The 15,713-nt window shown below is 76.5% G+C and carries 16 protein-coding genes; 10 read left to right on the plus strand and 6 right to left on the minus strand.

Features of this window, described 5'->3' with window-relative positions:
* Positions 1 to 264 precede the first annotated feature (264 nt).
* Positions 265 to 639 carry an STAS domain-containing protein gene (locus FIC82_RS03400; RefSeq protein WP_253691393.1) on the plus strand — a complete coding sequence of 125 codons (375 nt, stop codon included), beginning with the start codon at positions 265 to 267 and terminating at the stop codon, positions 637 to 639.
* 1 nt (position 640) lies between these two features.
* On the opposite strand, the gene FIC82_RS03405 is transcribed toward FIC82_RS03400, so the two are convergent.
* On the minus strand, positions 641 to 883 hold the full coding sequence (locus FIC82_RS03405) for a hypothetical protein (protein ID WP_154797562.1): 243 nt from the start codon (positions 881 to 883) through the stop codon (positions 641 to 643).
* Positions 884 to 1,031: 148 nt separating this feature from the next.
* Between FIC82_RS03405 and FIC82_RS03410 the strand changes: the two genes are divergently transcribed.
* Together FIC82_RS03410 and FIC82_RS03415 are read left to right on the plus strand one after the other, a co-directional pair.
* Positions 1,032 to 2,324 carry an exonuclease SbcCD subunit D gene (locus FIC82_RS03410; protein ID WP_154797563.1) on the plus strand — a complete coding sequence of 431 codons (1,293 nt, stop codon included), beginning with the start codon at positions 1,032 to 1,034 and terminating at the stop codon, positions 2,322 to 2,324.
* Positions 2,324 to 5,464 (plus strand): AAA family ATPase, encoded by a 3,141-nt coding sequence (locus FIC82_RS03415; RefSeq protein WP_154797564.1) that lies wholly within the window; start codon positions 2,324 to 2,326, stop codon positions 5,462 to 5,464. The genes FIC82_RS03410 and FIC82_RS03415 overlap by 1 nt, the downstream gene beginning before the upstream one ends.
* Positions 5,465 to 5,533: 69 nt before the next feature.
* Here FIC82_RS03415 and FIC82_RS03420 read toward each other — a convergent pair whose 3' ends face one another.
* Positions 5,534 to 6,235, minus strand: coding sequence for a helix-turn-helix domain-containing protein (locus FIC82_RS03420; protein WP_154797565.1), 702 nt, complete (start codon positions 6,233 to 6,235; stop codon positions 5,534 to 5,536).
* A gap of 88 nt (positions 6,236 to 6,323) precedes the next feature.
* On the opposite strand from FIC82_RS03420, the gene FIC82_RS03425 reads away from it, so the two are divergent.
* Positions 6,324 to 6,752 (plus strand): VOC family protein, encoded by a 429-nt coding sequence (locus FIC82_RS03425; RefSeq protein ID WP_168731451.1) that lies wholly within the window; start codon positions 6,324 to 6,326, stop codon positions 6,750 to 6,752.
* Positions 6,753 to 6,932: 180 nt separating this feature from the next.
* The gene (locus FIC82_RS03430; protein WP_154797566.1) at positions 6,933 to 7,097 is read left to right on the plus strand and encodes a hypothetical protein; all 165 of its coding nucleotides are present in this window, start codon (positions 6,933 to 6,935) and stop codon (positions 7,095 to 7,097) included.
* 15 nt (positions 7,098 to 7,112) lie between these two features.
* Here FIC82_RS03430 and FIC82_RS03435 read toward each other — a convergent pair whose 3' ends face one another.
* The 3 genes from FIC82_RS03435 to FIC82_RS03445 all read right to left on the minus strand — a co-directional run bounded on the left by FIC82_RS03435 (position 7,113) and on the right by FIC82_RS03445 (position 10,296).
* The gene (locus FIC82_RS03435) at positions 7,113 to 7,934 is read right to left on the minus strand and encodes a uracil-DNA glycosylase (protein ID WP_168731452.1); all 822 of its coding nucleotides are present in this window, start codon (positions 7,932 to 7,934) and stop codon (positions 7,113 to 7,115) included.
* Positions 7,935 to 7,979: 45 nt separating this feature from the next.
* Positions 7,980 to 9,386: a multidrug effflux MFS transporter gene (locus FIC82_RS03440; RefSeq protein WP_154797567.1), complete on the minus strand. Its 1,407-nt coding sequence runs from the start codon at positions 9,384 to 9,386 to the stop codon at positions 7,980 to 7,982.
* A 124-nt stretch (positions 9,387 to 9,510) separates the two neighbouring features.
* The gene (locus FIC82_RS03445; RefSeq protein ID WP_154797568.1) at positions 9,511 to 10,296 is read right to left on the minus strand and encodes an LLM class F420-dependent oxidoreductase; all 786 of its coding nucleotides are present in this window, start codon (positions 10,294 to 10,296) and stop codon (positions 9,511 to 9,513) included.
* A 117-nt stretch (positions 10,297 to 10,413) separates the two neighbouring features.
* Between FIC82_RS03445 and FIC82_RS03450 the strand changes: the two genes are divergently transcribed.
* Positions 10,414 to 11,103, plus strand: coding sequence for an LmeA family phospholipid-binding protein (locus FIC82_RS03450; protein WP_154797569.1), 690 nt, complete (start codon positions 10,414 to 10,416; stop codon positions 11,101 to 11,103).
* A gap of 22 nt (positions 11,104 to 11,125) precedes the next feature.
* Complete coding sequence (locus tag FIC82_RS03455) at positions 11,126 to 12,280, plus strand: DNA glycosylase AlkZ-like family protein (protein WP_154797570.1); 1,155 nt, start codon at positions 11,126 to 11,128, stop codon at positions 12,278 to 12,280.
* 44 nt (positions 12,281 to 12,324) lie between these two features.
* On the opposite strand, the gene FIC82_RS03460 is transcribed toward FIC82_RS03455, so the two are convergent.
* Positions 12,325 to 12,921: a GlcG/HbpS family heme-binding protein gene (locus tag FIC82_RS03460; protein WP_154797571.1), complete on the minus strand. Its 597-nt coding sequence runs from the start codon at positions 12,919 to 12,921 to the stop codon at positions 12,325 to 12,327.
* A 175-nt stretch (positions 12,922 to 13,096) separates the two neighbouring features.
* Here FIC82_RS03460 and FIC82_RS03465 point away from each other — a divergent pair, with 175 nt between their 5' ends.
* The 3 genes from FIC82_RS03465 to FIC82_RS03475 all read left to right on the plus strand — a co-directional run bounded on the left by FIC82_RS03465 (position 13,097) and on the right by FIC82_RS03475 (position 15,703).
* Positions 13,097 to 14,371, plus strand: coding sequence for a sensor histidine kinase (locus FIC82_RS03465; protein ID WP_253691395.1), 1,275 nt, complete (start codon positions 13,097 to 13,099; stop codon positions 14,369 to 14,371).
* Positions 14,368 to 15,006 (plus strand): response regulator, encoded by a 639-nt coding sequence (locus FIC82_RS03470; protein WP_154797573.1) that lies wholly within the window; start codon positions 14,368 to 14,370, stop codon positions 15,004 to 15,006. Before FIC82_RS03465 ends, FIC82_RS03470 begins: the two co-directional genes overlap by 4 nt.
* Before the next feature lie 70 nt (positions 15,007 to 15,076).
* Positions 15,077 to 15,703 (plus strand): hypothetical protein, encoded by a 627-nt coding sequence (locus tag FIC82_RS03475; protein WP_154797574.1) that lies wholly within the window; start codon positions 15,077 to 15,079, stop codon positions 15,701 to 15,703.
* The last annotated feature ends 10 nt before the right edge of the window (positions 15,704 to 15,713 follow it).

Consider the following 15,713-nt stretch of genomic DNA (forward strand, 5'->3'; position numbering starts at 1 on the left):
CGGAACCTGCCCGAGGTTTGTGTGGGTTCGGAGGAAGGTCGCGCGCGACCCTCGCGGGGGGTGGTGTGCGTCGCGCGTCGGGTGCAGACTCTTTCTGCTCCGGTCACGGTCGCCCGGTGCGCCCCGTCACCCGACGGCGGCGCACGCGACCCGTACGGAGCCTCGCGGGGGCGCGCGGGGAACAGGCCGTCATCGCCGGACGTTCGTCCGGAGGGGCGGCCGACAGCACGCAGGACGACTCGAGAGAGACGGTGAGCGGGAACCGTGGACACAGGCAGCGCGATCGACCGGACGAGCGGGATCGTCTACGCCCCGGCGGACGGCGGCGTGGTCGTGACGATGTGGGGGGAGATCGACGCGGCGCTGCGCGACCGCGCGAGCGAGGCGATGTCGTACGTGCTCGACACGCGAGGTCGTGTCGTGGTCGACGTCGCCGACGTGACCTTCATCGACTCCTCGGGCATCGCGTTCATCATCCAGCTCTACATGCTCGGCGAGGAGGACGGTCGGGACGTCGTGCTCCGCGACCCGTCGCCCAGCATCGTCGAGCTGCTCGACATGATCGGCATGGGCGGGCGCATCCCCGTCGAACGCAGCGGCGCGTCGACGGGCCCGATCGAGGTCGTCGGCGCGGTCTGACTCAGGCCGACCCGTAGGGCGGGTCGTCGCGGCGGTCGGGTGCGTCCTGCGCGGCAGGTGCACCGGTGCCGTGCGGGGGGTTCTGCGCCGGGAGCTTCTGGCGCAGCGCCGCCCAGTAGAGGGCGTTGAGCATGGCGCCGACGACGGCGACCGGCACGAGCGCGTCCTTGAACCACAGCGCGGAGCACGCCAGGAGCGCCCCGTACACGATCGGTACCGCGAGGTCGAGGGTGCGCCTGTCCATGGTTCCTCCGTCGGTGGGGCGCCCGTGCGGGCGCCGTGCGGCTCGCACCCTACCGGGGGACGGGTGCGGGTCGACGCGTCGCGCCGCGGGTCGGACCGCACCGCCGTCGGTCCTCCGGCCTGTGGGTCGCGGTCGGTACGGTGCGATCATGCGCATCCTGCACACGTCCGACTGGCACCTCGGGCGCACGCTGCACGGGGTCGACCTGCTGGAGCACCAGGCCGCGCACCTCGACCACCTCGTCGAGCTGACCCGCACCGAGTCCGTCGACGCCGTCGTGGTCGCGGGCGACGTGTACGACCGCGCGATCCCACCGGTCGACGCAGTCTCGCTGCTGTCCGACTCGCTGACGCGCCTCGCGGAGCGCGCGCACGTCGTCGTCACGCCGGGGAACCACGACTCCGCGGTCCGGCTCGGGTTCGGGGACCGCGTGATGCGGCCGGGCGTGCACCTGCGCGCGCGGCTGTCCGACGTCGGGGAGCCGGTCGTGCTCGCGTCAGGGGGGAGCAGCGTGGACGAGGGCGGCGCGCCGCTGCTCGTCTACGCCCTGCCGTACCTCGACCCGGACACGGCGCGCCACGTGCTCGCCGACGACGCTGGTCACCCGCGGGCGGACCGGGGCGCGGAGCAGGCCACGGGCGGCCGGCGGGCGCCGCTCGCCAGGTCGCACGAGGCGGTCATGGGTGCCGCGATGCGGCGCGTCGGGGCCGACCTCGCGCGCCGCCGCGCGCAGGACCCGGCCGCCCGCGCGGTCGTCGTGGGGCACGCGTTCGTCGTCGGCGGCCTCGCCTCGGAGTCCGAGCGCGACATCCGTGTGGGCGGGGTCGATGCCGTGCCCGCCGCCACGTTCGGGGGCTGGGGGGTCGACTACGTCGCGCTCGGGCACCTGCACGGGCCGCAGCGCGTCCCTGTGCCCGATGTTTCACGTGAAACCGCAGGTCACGGCAGCGGGACGAAGACGGTCGCGCGCTACTCCGGCTCCCCGCTCGCCTTCTCCTTCTCGGAGCTGCACCAGCGCAAGTCCACGGCGCTCGTCGATCTCGACCGGCTCGGCGCGGACCCGGACGCGGCGGTCGAGCTCGTTCCCGCGCCCGTGCCGCGGCGGCTCGCCGAGGTCACGGGGACGCTCGACGACCTCCTCGGGGCGGCGGGCGAGCCGCACGTCGACGACTGGCTCCGGGTCGTCGTGACCGACGTCGTGCGCCCGGCCGAGCTCTACGGGCGCGTCCGGGCGCGCTTCCCCCACGCGCTCCAGGTGACCCACCGGCCGCCGCGACCCGCCGAGCGGGAGGTCGTGACCGCCGTCGGGCCGGGGCGCGACCCGCTCGACGTCGCGCGGGACTTCGTCCGGGACGTGTCCGGGCAGGCGCCGAGCGACGCGGAGGTCGCCGTGCTGCGCGAGGCGTTCGAGCTCGCGCTCGCGGAGGAGCGGAGCGCCTGATGCACCTGCACTCGCTGACCTTCCAGGCGATCGGGCCGTTCGCGGGCCTCCACCACGTCGACCTCGCGTCCCTCGGCGCGTCGGGGATCTTCCTGCTCGACGGGCCGACCGGCGCGGGCAAGTCCACGGTCATCGACGCGATCGTCTTCGCGCTGTACGGCAAGGTCGCCTCCGACGCCGCGAGCGACGACCGTCTCCGCTCGGCGTTCGCGGCCCCCGAGGTCGAGTCGTTCGTCGACCTCGTGCTGGAGGTCCCCTCGGGTGTCTACCGCGTGCGCCGCACGCCCGAGTACCGCCGTCCCAAGAAGCGCGGCACCGGCACGACGACCCAGCAGGCCTCGGTCCGGCTCTGGCGACTGGCGGAGGTGCCCTCCGCGGAGGCCGTCGCCGGGGTCGACGGCCCTCCGGGCGAGCTGCTCTCGGCGCGGCTCGACGAGGCCGGGGACGAGATCCGCCGGATCGTGGGTCTCGACCGTCGCCAGCTCGTGCAGACCGTCGTGCTGCCGCAGGGCGAGTTCGCGACGTTCCTGCGCGCCAAGCCCGAGGACCGGGCCGTGCTGCTCCAGAAGGTGTTCGGCACCGAGCTCTACCACCGCGCGGCGGTGCGGCTGGCCGAGCTGGCGCGCACGGCGCGCGCACGGTCGGACGCAGCGCGGCAGGGCGTCCGCGGCGCGGTCGAGCGGTTCGCCGGGGCGGCGGGGCTCGTTCCCGACGACGCGCGGCGGCTGCGCGAGGCCGCGCAGGACGACGCGCTGCTGCGCCGGGCCGACGAGGCCGCCGGACCGGCGAGCGGCGACGGCTCGTCCGCGTCGGCGGGGGTCCACGCGCTCGCGGTGGCGCACGTCGGGCGGCTCGCCACCGAGGCGGACGTCCTGGCGGAGCGTGAGGTGGCGGCGAACGCGACCCTCGTCGCGGCGCAGGACCACCTCGAGTCCGAGCGCGAGCTGGCGGACGCCGTGACGAGGCGTGCGCGGCTGCGCGCCGAGGCGGCCCGCCTCGCCGAGGAGGAGCCGCAGGTCGCCGCCGACCGGCGACGCGTCGACGCCGCGACCCGTGCCGCCGTCGTCGCGCCCGCCGCGCAGGGCCTCGCTCGCGCGCAGCAGGGCGTCGCCGCGGCGCAGGAGCGGCTCGTGCTCGCCCGGACGGGAGCGCCTGCGGACCTCGCCGACGCCGACGCGACGACGCTCGAGGCGCTGCGTGCCGGCGTCGCGACGGCCGCGGTGCGCGCGACGCGGCTGCTCCCGGTCGGGGCGTCGCTCCCGGTCCGCGAGCGGGAGGTGGCCGACGGTCGCAAGGACGTCGCGCAGGCGAGCGAGGAGCGAGGGCGCGTCCTCGACGAGCTCGCCGCGCGGCCGGCGCACCGCGAGGCGCTGCGCACGCGGCTGGCGGCGCTGGCCGAGACCGCAGGGACGCTCGGGGCGCTCCAGGAGCGGGCGCTCCGTGCCCGCGCGGTCGAGCGGGCGGCGCGACAGGCCGACGCCCTCGCCGGCGAGGAGGAGACGGCGCGTGCCGAGCGGGCGCGGGCCGCGGCGCTCGCCCGGGACGCCGTCGAGCACGAGGCGCGCGTCCGGGCGGCGCGCATCGCGGGGCTCGCGGGCGAGCTCGCGGCGGGGCTCACGGCGTCGTCGCCGTGCCCGGTGTGCGGTGGCACGGACCACCCGGCGCCGGCGCCGCTCGCGGACGGCCACCCCACCGCGGAGGACGTCGAGGACGCGGAACGTCGCCGCGCCGAGGCAGAGCGCGCGCTGCACGACGCCTCGGCGCGCGTCGAGGTGCTCGCCGAGCGGCTGACCGCGCGTCGCCGGGACGCCGAGGGTCTGACGCCGGACGAGGCCGTGGCGCAGGTCGCCGCCGTCGACGCGTCGGTCGCGGGTGCGCGGGCGGCGGCCCACGAGCGTGCGGACGCCGAGCGCGAGCTCGACGCCCTCGACGCCGCGACGGGCGCGCTCCAGGAGCGCGCCGCCGCGCTCGCGGAGACGATCGCCGGGACGACGGCGCGGCTCGGGGAGCTCGAGGCGGCGCTCGACGCCGACCGGGCCGAGATCCGCGCGGAGCTGGCTGCCGCCGGCCCGCTCGTGGAGCGGGTCGACCTGCCCGACCCGCTCGCGGGCGAGGGCGGCCCGCGCAACCCGGTCGCCGTCCTCGTCGCCGCGCTCGAGGAGCGGGTCCGCACGATCGACGCGCTCGCCGACGCGGGCGCCGCCCTCGCCACGTCGAGGAGCGCGGTCGACGAGCGTGCGGCCGAGCTCGGTGCGCTCGTCGACCGGTCCGGGTTCACGGACGCCGCCGAGGCGCTGGACGCGGTCCTCGACGAGCAGGACCGCCTCACGCTCTCGCGGCGCGTCGCCGAGCACGAGGCCGCGGGCGCCACCACCACGGCGGGGCTCGCCGACCCCGCCCTCGCGGACCTTCCCGAGGACGCGCGCCCCGACGTCGCCGCGGCGCGGGCCGCGGTCGCCGCGGCGGAGGCGTCGGCGCGGTCCGCGGCCCGCCGGCACGAGCTCGTCGCCCGGCAGGCGCAGGCGGCGGACGTCGCGGCGGAGGGGATCGGCACGGCCGTCGACGAGTGGGCCGGGGCGCGAGAGGCAGCGGGCCCGGTCGCCCGCATGGCGGCGCTGGCGTCCGGCTCCGGCGACAACGAGCACGCCCTCACGCTCGCCACGTACGTCCTCGTCCAGCGGTTCGAGGACGTCGTCGCGGCGGCGAACGAGCGCCTCGCGGAGATGTCGTCGGGCCGGTACGAGCTCGTGCGCAGCGCGACGCGCGAGGACGTGCGCGCGCACAAGCGCGGTCTCGCGATGAAGGTCCTCGACCACGTCACCGAGCGCGAGCGCGACCCGCGCACGCTGTCCGGCGGCGAGACGTTCTACGTGTCGCTGTGCCTGGCCCTCGGGCTCGCGGACGTCGTCACGGCGGAGGCGGGCGGCGTCGAGCTCGGGACGCTCTTCGTCGACGAGGGTTTCGGCAGCCTCGACCCCGAGACGCTCGACGCCGTGCTCACGGCCCTCGGTCGGCTCCGGGCGGGTGGGCGCGTCGTCGGCGTCGTGTCCCACGTCGAGGCCCTCAAGCAGGCCGTCGCGGAGCGGATCGAGGTTCGGCGCGCGCCCGGGGGCGGGAGCACGCTCACCGTGCGCGCGTGACGACGGCGGCACGCGCCGGGTACCGGCGCGCCCGGCCTCGCCAGGGGTGCGGGCGCACGCGGGCGGGCGTCATCGCGGGGGGAGCGGCGCGCACACCCGGTCCACGAGCTCGGTGACGGCCGCACGCACGGCGTGCGGCGGGGCCCCGCCGTCGAGCGCGAGCGCGGCCCGGTCGAACACGGCCGAGAGCAGGAGCGTGAGCGCGTCGAGACGGTCGTCGTGCGCGACGTCGTCGTCGACGCGCCCCGCCGCCGGCAGGTCGTCCCGCGCGCCGCGAGCGGTGTCGAGCGCCGCTCCGAGACCGGCGCGCAGCGTGCGACGGGCGTGCCGTGCGTCGAGCGCGTCGGCCTCGGTGGCGCCGAGCACGGCCGGGGCGTCGACGAGCAGCAGCCGTGTCCGGCCGGGCACCGCCATGGCGTCGAGGTAGGCGCGCGCGCCCTCGACGAGCATCGCGCGCGCGTCGGGCTCGCCCGACACCGCAGGAGATCCGGCTGCGGCCGCGGCTGCGGGTGCGGTGCGGTGCGGCTCGGTCCGCTCCTCGATCTCGCGGGCGACGGCCTCCGCCTCGGCCTCGACGACGGCCCGGAACAGGTCCCGCTTGTCCGCGTAGTGGTGGTAGAGCGCGCCGCGCGTGACGTGCGCGGCCGCGGCGATCTGCGGCGTCGACGTCGCGGCGTACCCCGCGTCGACGAACAGGTCGCGCGCGGCGGTGACGAGCGCGGTCCGGGTGGCGCGCGTGCGGTCGGCATTGGTGCGACGAGGCTCTTGCATACCGACAGACTGTAGGTCATTCTAGGAAACATGCAGTCTGTTTGTTAGTGGTCGGTGACCGCCGGCCCCGGACCAGGAGGAGAAGACCGTGCGCATCACGAGCTGGTACCCGGTGATCATGACCGGCGACGTCGCGGGGACGACGGCGTTCTACGTCGAGCACCTCGACCTCCGGCCGCTCTTCACGAGCGACTGGTACGTGCACCTGCAGTCCGCGGACGACGAGGACGTGAACCTCGCCGTGCTGGACGGCGACCACGAGACCATCCCCGAGAGCGGGCGGGGGAGGGCCGGGGGGCTCCTGCTCAACCTCGAGGTCGAGGACGTCGACGCCGTCCACGCGCGCTTCGTCGCGGCGGGCCTGCCGATCCTGCGCTCGTTGCGCGACGAGGCGTTCGGGCAGCGCCACTTCATCACCGCGGACCCGAACGGCGTCCTGATCGACGTCATCACGCCCATCCCGCCGACGGGCGAGTTCGTCGAGCAGTACGAGGAGTCCGCGCTCCCGACGGGGTAGCGGACCGGCGCCGCGCCGCTCCACCGCCGCGCGACCACCGCGCTCACCGACGTGCTCCGCGACGGATGTCACGAACCGGGACCGCGGCCGTCCCTCCTACGGGGGCAGGGCGACGACCGACCGCGGTCGTCGAGCGTCAACGCCGGGACCGTCGCCCGGTGCCGTCGAAGGAGAGCAGCAATGTCAGCAGCATCGTCCCCGCTCGAGCGAGAGCTGCGGCGCATGGAGGTCATCGCGCGCCGGGAGCAGATCCGGCTCGTGGGCCGCGCCCTGCCGCGCGTGGCGGAGCGCCGTCGCTGGGCCGACGCCCCGCGACGCCAGTCCCCGACGACCGCAGCCCGGTAGGCGCCGGCAGGAGCGTCAGCCTGCGCCGAGCCCGGCGAGGTCGCGCGCCCGCAGGAGCACGTCGTCGAGCATCTGCGGCGTGAGCCGCCCGGTGAAGGTGTTCTGCTGGCTCACGTGGAAGCACCCCAGGAGCGTGAGGGTCTGCTCCGGGGCCGCGTGCCCGCCGTCGGCCGGCTCGCGCCCGGGCCCTCCGGTCGCGGCACCGCCCGCCGGAGGGGGAGCCGCACGGAGCAGCGTCACCTCCGCGCCGTGCGCGAACCGAGGCCGGGGCCGCGGGACGTCCCAGCCCTGCTCGGCGAGCGTGGACAGGAGCGCCTGCCACCCGAACCCGCCGAGGACGACGGCGACGCGCACGGTGTCCCCGAGCAGCTCGACCTCGCGCGCGAGGTACGGCCCGCAGCGGTGCCGCTCCTCGGGCGTCGGCTTGTTGTCGGGCGGGGCGCACCGCACCGGGGCGGTGACGCGGATCCCGGTGAGGAGCAGTCCGTCGTCGGCGGACACGGACGTCGCCTGGTTGGCCAGGCCCGTGCGGTGCACGGACGCGAAGAGGAAGTCGCCGCTGCGGTCGCCCGTGAACATGCGGCCGGTGCGGTTGGCCCCGTGCGCGGCGGGCGCGAGCCCGACGACGAGGATGCCTGCGCGCTCGTCGCCGAACCCGGGGACGGGGCGGGCCCAGTAGTCGTCGTCGCGGAACGACGCACGTTTCACGTCGGCGACGTGCTCACGCCACGCGACGAGCCGCGGGCACGCGCGGCACTCGACAAGGCGAGCGTCGAGCGCCGCGAGCGTCGGCGCGGTGCGCGCCGCGAGCGGATAGTCGGGGTCGTCGGGCGTCACCCGCCCATTCTCCGCGCGGTCGTGCTCGGCGGGGAGCCCGGCCGGTCAGGCGCCGCGGTCCGTGAGCACCGTCGCCTCGGCGAGCGCCGCGGCGTCGTCGGGGACGTCGACGGCGCCCGCGTGACCGGGCTGGTCGGCGGCGCCCGCGGTGAGGGCGTCCGCCGCGTCGTCCGGGACGGGTGCGCCGAACGTGTGCCGCAGGCCGAGCAGGACCGCCCCCGCGACGACGACGACGCCGAACATCACCGCGGCCATCGTCACGGGCGGCGACCCGCCGAGCAGGCCGGTGACCGGCGCGACGACCGCGCCGACGCCGAACTGGAACGCCCCGATGAGCGCCGCCGCGCTCCCGGCGCGGTGCGCGTTGCGCTCGAGCGCGATGGCCGGCACGGACGGCATGACGAAGCCCGCGGTGCCGAGCGTGAGGACGATGAGCGGGACGAGCCACGCGAGACCGCCGCCGGCCAGCGCCGCGACGAGCAGCCCGCCTGACAGCACGAAGCCCGCGGCGACCGCGCCCTGCAGGATGCGCTCGGGCGCCACGCGGCCCACGAGCGCGCCGTTGATCTGGCTGCCCGCCGTCACGGACACCGCGCCGACGCCGAACACGATCGCGTACTGCTGCGCGGACATGCCGAAGAAGTCCTGGAACACGAACGTCGACGCGGAGATGTACGTGAACATCGCGGCCATGTAGAAGCCCGCGATGAGCGCGAGCCCGATGAACGACCAGTCGCCCAGCAGCGAGCCGTAGGAGCGGAGGGCGGCGGCGGTCCCGCCGGAGCGGCGCCGTTCCGCGGGCAGCGTCTCGCGCAGGCGCAGCAGCACGAGCACGAACAGCACCGCGCCGACCACGGCGAGCGCGACGAACATGCCGCGCCACGACCCGAGCCGCAGGAACTGGGCGCCGATGGTCGGCGCGAGGATCGGCGCGACGCCCACGACGAGCATGAGGCGCGCGATGACCTTGCCGATCTGGAAGCCCTCGAACGAGTCGCGCACGATCGCCATGGAGAGCACCATGCCGGCGGCCGCGGCGAGGCCCTGGACGAACCGCAGGCCGGTGAGCGCGGCCACCGACCCGGCGAACACGATGCCCGCGGACGCGGCGACGTACACCGCGAGCGAGACCAGCAGCGGCGTACGTCGGCCGATCGCGTCGGAGACCGACCCGATGAGGAGCTGGCCGATCGCGAGCCCGGCGAGCGTCGCGGTGAGCGTGAGCTGGACGCGGGACTCGGTCGTGCCGAGCTCGTCGACGATGCGCGGGAAGGCGGAGAGGTAGAGGTCGATCGTCAGCGGACCGATCGCGGTGAGCGCGGAGAGCAGGAGGACGAGCCCCGCGCTGACGCGCCCGGGTCGGGCGGGAGCGGCGGGGCTCGTGGAGCCGGCGCCCGGCGGGGCGGCGACGGGCGCGGTCGGCGCCGGGGTCGCGGGGGGAGTGGAGGCCATGACAGGCGCAACCCCGGGCGGGGCACCGCATGTTCCCGGACGCCGTACGCGATCGGATGCTGAGACGGCGGGCGGCCCGGGCCACCCGCCGTCTCGACGGGGATCGCGGCGTCGCTCCCTGGGGTCAGCCCTGCGCGTCGCGCCAGGCGACCCACTCGCGCACGAGCGAGAGGTCGTAGTCGGGACCGCTCGTGCCGACGGTGAACAGCGTCGCGCCGGCGGCGACGAGCGCGTCCGACGACTCCGCCGGCGGCCGCGAAACGCCGACCGACCGCTCGACGAGCGCGGCGGTGTCGCGACCGACGGCCTCGCCGTGCTCGTCGAGGATCGCGCTCTTGCGCGCGAGCGTCCCGGCGTCGCCGAACGAGTGCCACACGTCGGCGTGCTCGGCCACGACGCGCAGGGTCTTGCGCTCCCCGCCGCCACCGATCAGGACGGGGATGTCACGCGTCGGCGCGGGGCTCGACTCCGCCCAGCGGGCCTTGATCCGGGGCAGGGCCGCGGCGAGGTCGGCGATGCGCCCGCCGGCGGTGCCGAACTCGTAGCCGAACCGGTCGTAGTCCTTCTCGAACCAGCCCGCCCCGATCCCGAGGATCAGCCGCCCGCCGCTGATGTGGTCCACCGTCCGCGCCATGTCGGCCAGGAGGTCGGGGTTGCGGTAGCTGTTGCACGTCACGAGGGCGCCGATCTCGACGCGCTCGGTCTGCTCGGCCCACGCGCCGAGCATGGTCCAGCACTCGAAGTGCTTGCCGTCCGGGTCGCCGGTGAGCGGGAAGAAGTGGTCCCAGTTGAAGACGACGTCGACGCCGAGGTCCTCCGCGCGCAGCACGGCGTCGCGGACCTGGGCGTAGTCGGCGTGCTGCGGCTGGAGCTGGACGCCGATGCGGTACGGGTGCCGGGGTGAGGTCATGCGAAGCAATCTACGTCGACCGAGGACGACGACACCCCGGGTCGAGCACGACCGTGCCGTCGCCGCGAGCAGGAGAACGACAGCACGATCCGGCCCGGCGGACCTAGGGTGGGGCGCATGAAGCGACTGGTGGGCCTGCTCGTGACGCTCCTGGCGATCGTGGCGGTCGTCGTCGTCGCGGACCGGGTCGCGGTCGGCGCTGCGGAGCGCGGCGCCGTGACGGCGTTCGAGGAGCAGGCGGACGACGTCACCGGGGCGCAGCTCGACATCACGGGGTTCCCGTTCCTCACGCAGCTCGCGCGCGGCGAGCTCACGCACGTCACGGGCTCGGCGGACTCCGCCTCGTTCGGCGGCTACGCGATCTCCGACCTGCAGGTCGAGGCCGACGGTGTGAGCACGTCGGAGCCCCACCGCATCGCGTCCGGGACGGCGTCGGGGGTGATCGCCGCCGACTCCCTGCAGCAGGTCGTCGCCGAGCAGAGCGGCCTCGACGTGGGGCTGACGGCGTCCGGGGGCGTCCTGTCGCTGGCGTTCGACCTGCTGGGTGCGACGATCACGGTCGACGTGACCCCGCGCGTCTCCGGGCCGGCCGAGCTCGCGGTGGACGTCGTGGCGGTCCGCACGGGCCTCGGGACGGTGTCGGTCGAGGACCTGCCGTCGGGGATCGCGGGCGCGCTGTCCGACCTGCGGGTCCCGCTCGACCTGCCCGACGGCGTCGCGCTCGACTCCGTGGCCGTCGTCGAGGGCGGGGTGCGCGTCGCGGTGACGGGCACCGACGTCGTCGCCGAGGACCTGGTGGCGTCGTGACCTCGGGGGCCGGGCGGTAGGGATGGACGAGCGGGCGGTCGACGAGCGTCACGTCCTCGCGGCGCGCCTCGCCGCGCACCGCCTGCGGTCGCCCGACCTGCCCGACGTGCCGACCGCCGTCGGGCACCTGCTCGCCGTGCAGGGGCAGGAGTTCCACCCGTCGCTGTGGGGCCTCACGCGGCGGCTGCGGCCCGAGGCGCGACCCGGTGCGGCGGGAGCGGTCGCCGCGTGCGACCGGGGCGAGATGGTGCGCACCCACGTCCTGCGGCCCACGTGGCACCTCGTCCGGTCCGACGACGTCCGCTGGCTCCTCGAGCTGAGCGCGCCCCGGGTGCACCGGGCCAACGGCACGATGTACCGGCAGGTGGGTACCGACGGGCACGCGGCCGAGGTCGACCTCGTCGTCGCGTCCGTGGCTGAGCGGCCCCGGACGCGCCGCGAGCTCGCGGGGCTGCTCGCCGCCCAGGGTCGCCCGCTCGACGGCATGGCCCTCGGCTACGTGCTCATGCAGGCCGAGCTCGACCGGCTGCTGGTCAGCGGGCCCCTCGACGGGAAGCAGCAGACGTACGCCGCGTTCGACGACCGCGTCCCGGCGGGCTACGGGCCGCTCGGGGAGCGGTTCGACCGGGACGCCGCCCTCGTGGAGCTGCTGCGCCGCTACCTCGCCGGCCGCGCGTACGCGACGGTCAAGGACGTCGCGCAGTGGTCGGGCTTCACGCTCACCGACGTGCGGCACGCGCTCGACCTCCTCGGGGAGGACGTCGTGGCGGTACCGGGCGCGGGCACGCTGGAGGGCGCGACCCTGTGGCGGCTCGCGGACGCCGACGCCCGCGTGGTGGACCCCGGGCCGTTCGTGGGCGCCCTCGCGCCCGACGGCGACCCGGGCCGCCCGGTCGTCGACCTGCTGCAGAGCTACGACGAGCTCTTCATGTCCTACGGCGAGACGCGCGCGCTCGTCGTCGCGGAGGGTGTCGACCTGGGCGACCGGCTCGGGTCGTTCATCCACGGGCTCGCGGTCGACGGCGTGGTCGTCGGGCGGTGGCGCTGGGTCGTCGGGACGCGGGACGTCGTCGTCGAGCCGCAGTGGCGCCGCGCGCCCACGCCCGCGGAGACGGCGGCGTTCGACGAGCAGGTCGCCGCCGTCTCCGCGCACTGGGGCCGCACCCGGACCACCTGAGCCGGGACGCGCCCGCGGCCTCGGCCCGGGCGGCCCGGCGCGCGTCAGCCCTCGGCGGGGCCGGTGAGCACCTCGAGGCCCGCGGCGGCGCACGCCTCGTCGGCCATGCCGTCGGGAGCCCCGCCGACGCCGATCCCCGCGATCGTGGCGCCGTCGATCTTCACCGGGACGGCGCCCGGGAGGAACAGCGTGCCCGGCAGGTCGGCGACCGTCGCGCCGTCGCCCACCGCGCGCGGCGCGAGCTCGCTCGTCGCGGCGCCGAACGCCGCGGACGTGTACGCCTTGGCCTGCGCGGCCTCGAGCGTGTGCACCGCAGCCCCGTCGCCGCGCACGAGCGCCTGGACCTGTCCCGCGCGGTCGACGACCGCCACGCTGACGAAGCCGAGCCCCTCGGCCTGGCACGCGGCGAGCGCCGCGCCCGCGGCCTCCTGCGCCGCGGCCACGGAGAGCCGCCCGACCTGCACCACGTCCTCGGTGGTGACGTCGGCGACCGCGACGGCGTCGGGCTGCCCGGGCTGCTCAGCCTGGTCGGCGGCCGTGCCGTCGCTCCCGGACGCGCCGGCGGTGCAGGCGGTGAGCGTGAGGGCGGTCGCGAGCGCGACGGCGGTGAGGGTCAGCGGGCGGAGGCGCGAGGCGGCCATGGTGGTGCCTTTCTCGGAGTGGTCGGACGCGGTCGTCCGGGGTCGTGACCAGTCTTCGCGGCGGGCCGGTGCGTCCGCGTCGGCGGTTCGGGGCCGGCCCGCTGCCCCGTCCGGCGCGGCGCGTCTCGTCCGATCGGCTGATGTGCCGCGCCCGGTCCGCACCTACCGTGGTCCGGTGCCCACCGACCCGACCGCGCCCGCGGGGACCGCCGACGCGCGAGCCGATTCGCGCGCGGCCGAGGCGCGGGTCGGAGGCCTGCGGGCGCTCGACGTCGGGGTGCACGCGACGTTCCTCGCGCTCGTGGCGACGTCCACGACGCGGTACGTGGTGCGGCACGGCGCGGACGACCGCTGGCAGCTCGTGGTGGCGCTCGCGGCGGTGACCGTCGTCGCGTACGGGGCGCTCCTCGTGGCGTCGCGGCGGGCATCGGCACGCTCCGTCCCGGCGCGCTCGGCGACGCTCGTGCTCCTCGCGACGTGGTCCGTGCTCGCGCTGCTGGCCCCGAGCTTCGCGTGGTGCGCGCTCCCGCTGTTCTTCGTGTGCCGCGGCGCGTTCCGGCCGCCGTGGTCGCACGTGCTCGTCGGGGAGGTCGCGGTCGTGACGTCGGTCGCGCTGCTGCGCCTCTCGGACGGGACGGACTGGGCGGCGCTCGTCGGCCCGCCGTGCGTCGCGGTCCTGCTGACGCTCGTGACCGACCGGGTCGAGCGCGACGCCGCCGCGCGCGTCCGGCTCCAGGAGCAGATCGCGGACGCGCAGGCCCGCCTCGCGCGGTCGGAGCGCGAAGCGGGGGTCGTGGCCGAGCGCGAGCGCCTCGCACGCGAGATCCACGACACGGTGACGCAGGGGCTCGCGAGCGGTGTCCTCCTGCTGGAGGCGGCCGACCAGACGTGGGAGACCGCGCCCGACGACGCCCGGTCCGCCGTCCGCCGCGCGGCCGTGGCCGTGCGCGCGAGCCTCGCAGACACGCGCAACCTCGTCCACGACCTCGCGTCCGCACGCGTCGACCCGCACGGGTTCCACGCGTCGCTGCTCGCCGCCGCGCAGGGCCAGGTGCCGGGAGCGTCCCTCACGACGTGGGGCGACGCGCGCGCCGTCGCGCCCGAGGTCGCGCACGCGCTGCTGCGGGTCACGCAGAGCGCGGCGGCGAACGTCGCGCAGCACGCCGCCGCGGACCGCCTCGACGTGACGCTCACGTACCTGCCCGGCGCGGTCGCGCTCGACCTGTACGACGACGGCGTCGGCTTCGACCCCGAGGCGGTCGCCGCGCCGTCGAGCACCGGCGGGTACGGGCTGCGCGCGATGCGCCGCCGGGTCGCGCAGCTCGGCGGCACGGTCACGGTGGAGAGCGCGCCCGGCGAGGGGACCGTGGTCGCGGCGCAGGTCCCGACCCACGACGACGCACCCGCGACGAACTCCCTGGCGACCGACCCCGTGGAGGGATCCCGATGACCGACGCCGCACTCGTCGCCGTCCTGCTCGTGGACGACCAGCCGGTCGTGCGCGCCGGGCTGCGCGCGCTCCTGGAGTCGCAGCCCGACCTGCGGGTCGTCGCCGAGGCGGGGTCCGGCGAGGACGGGCTCGCACTGGTCGAGGGCGCCGCGCCCGACGTCGTCATGATGGACCTCGAGCTCGGCGACGGCATGGACGGGATCGACGCGACCCGGCGCCTGCGGGCCGCGCACCCCCGGGTCCCCGTGCTCGTGTTCACCACGTACGACACGGACGCCGACATCGTGCGCGTCATCGACGCGGGTGCGACCGGGTACCTGCTCAAGGACGCGCAGCCGCACGAGATCTTCGCCGCGGTCCGGGCAGCGGCCGCCGGGCGCAGCGTGCTCTCGCCGCCCGTGGCGTCGCGGCTCATGCACTCGATGCAGCACCCCGGCACCGCGCTCACGCCGCGCGAGGCCGAGCTCCTCACGCTGCTCGCCGACGGGCTGTCGAACCGCGAGCTCGGCCGCCGGCTCCACATCAGCGAGGCGACCGTGAAGACGCACCTCGCGCACGTCTACGCCAAGCTCGGCGTGGAGACGCGCGCTGCGGCCGTCGCGCACGCACTGCGCGCCCGGGGCGTGCGTCGCTGACACCGCCCGCGCGCCGGTAGGGTGCGGGCACCCGCGGAGCGGCGGGCCATGCAGGGTGACAGGGGGAACCATGCACGAGGCAGCGACCGAGGACGAGAACCGCACCCGACGAGACGACACCGGGACGGGGCGAGGCCCCCGTGCGCGAGCCCTGCTCGTGGGTGGGGCGCTCGTCGTCGCCGTCCTCGGTGTCGGGGTCGCAGCGGCCCTGACCGGCCGCGCGGCAGGGACCGAGCCGAGCGACGCCGTCGGCGGCGCACCCGTCGCGGAGGCACCCGAGGACGACCCGGCGGTCGCCGCCGAGACCCCGTCGTCGGCACCCGTCGAGACGAACGGGGTGCAGCAGTGCACCTTCGTCGGCTTCGAGGGCACGCCGATCCAGGTGCGGGGCGACGACGGCGAGCCGGAGGAGCTCGGCGGGCTCGAGGGCTGGTGGAACAGCACGCCGGTGAGCGACGCCGGGGGGTGGCTCGACGTCGAGAGGTGGCCGCGTCAGATTCTCGACCACCCCGCCACGGTCACCGTCGAGACCACGACGGGCACCGTGCTGGAGTCCTTCGACCGCCGTACCTGCACGGGTGTCGCCGACTGGACGGCCCCGGACCTGTCCGCGCTCCCGCCGTCGACCGTCGTCGTGCTCGACGCCGAGACGGGCGAGGTGCTCGCCGAGCACCCCGTGGAGCTCGTCGAGCCCTGACGCGGACGGG

Origin of the sequence: Cellulosimicrobium protaetiae (genome assembly GCF_009708005.2) — a bacterium.
Taxonomy (GTDB): Bacteria; Actinomycetota; Actinomycetes; order Actinomycetales; family Cellulomonadaceae; genus Cellulosimicrobium; species Cellulosimicrobium protaetiae.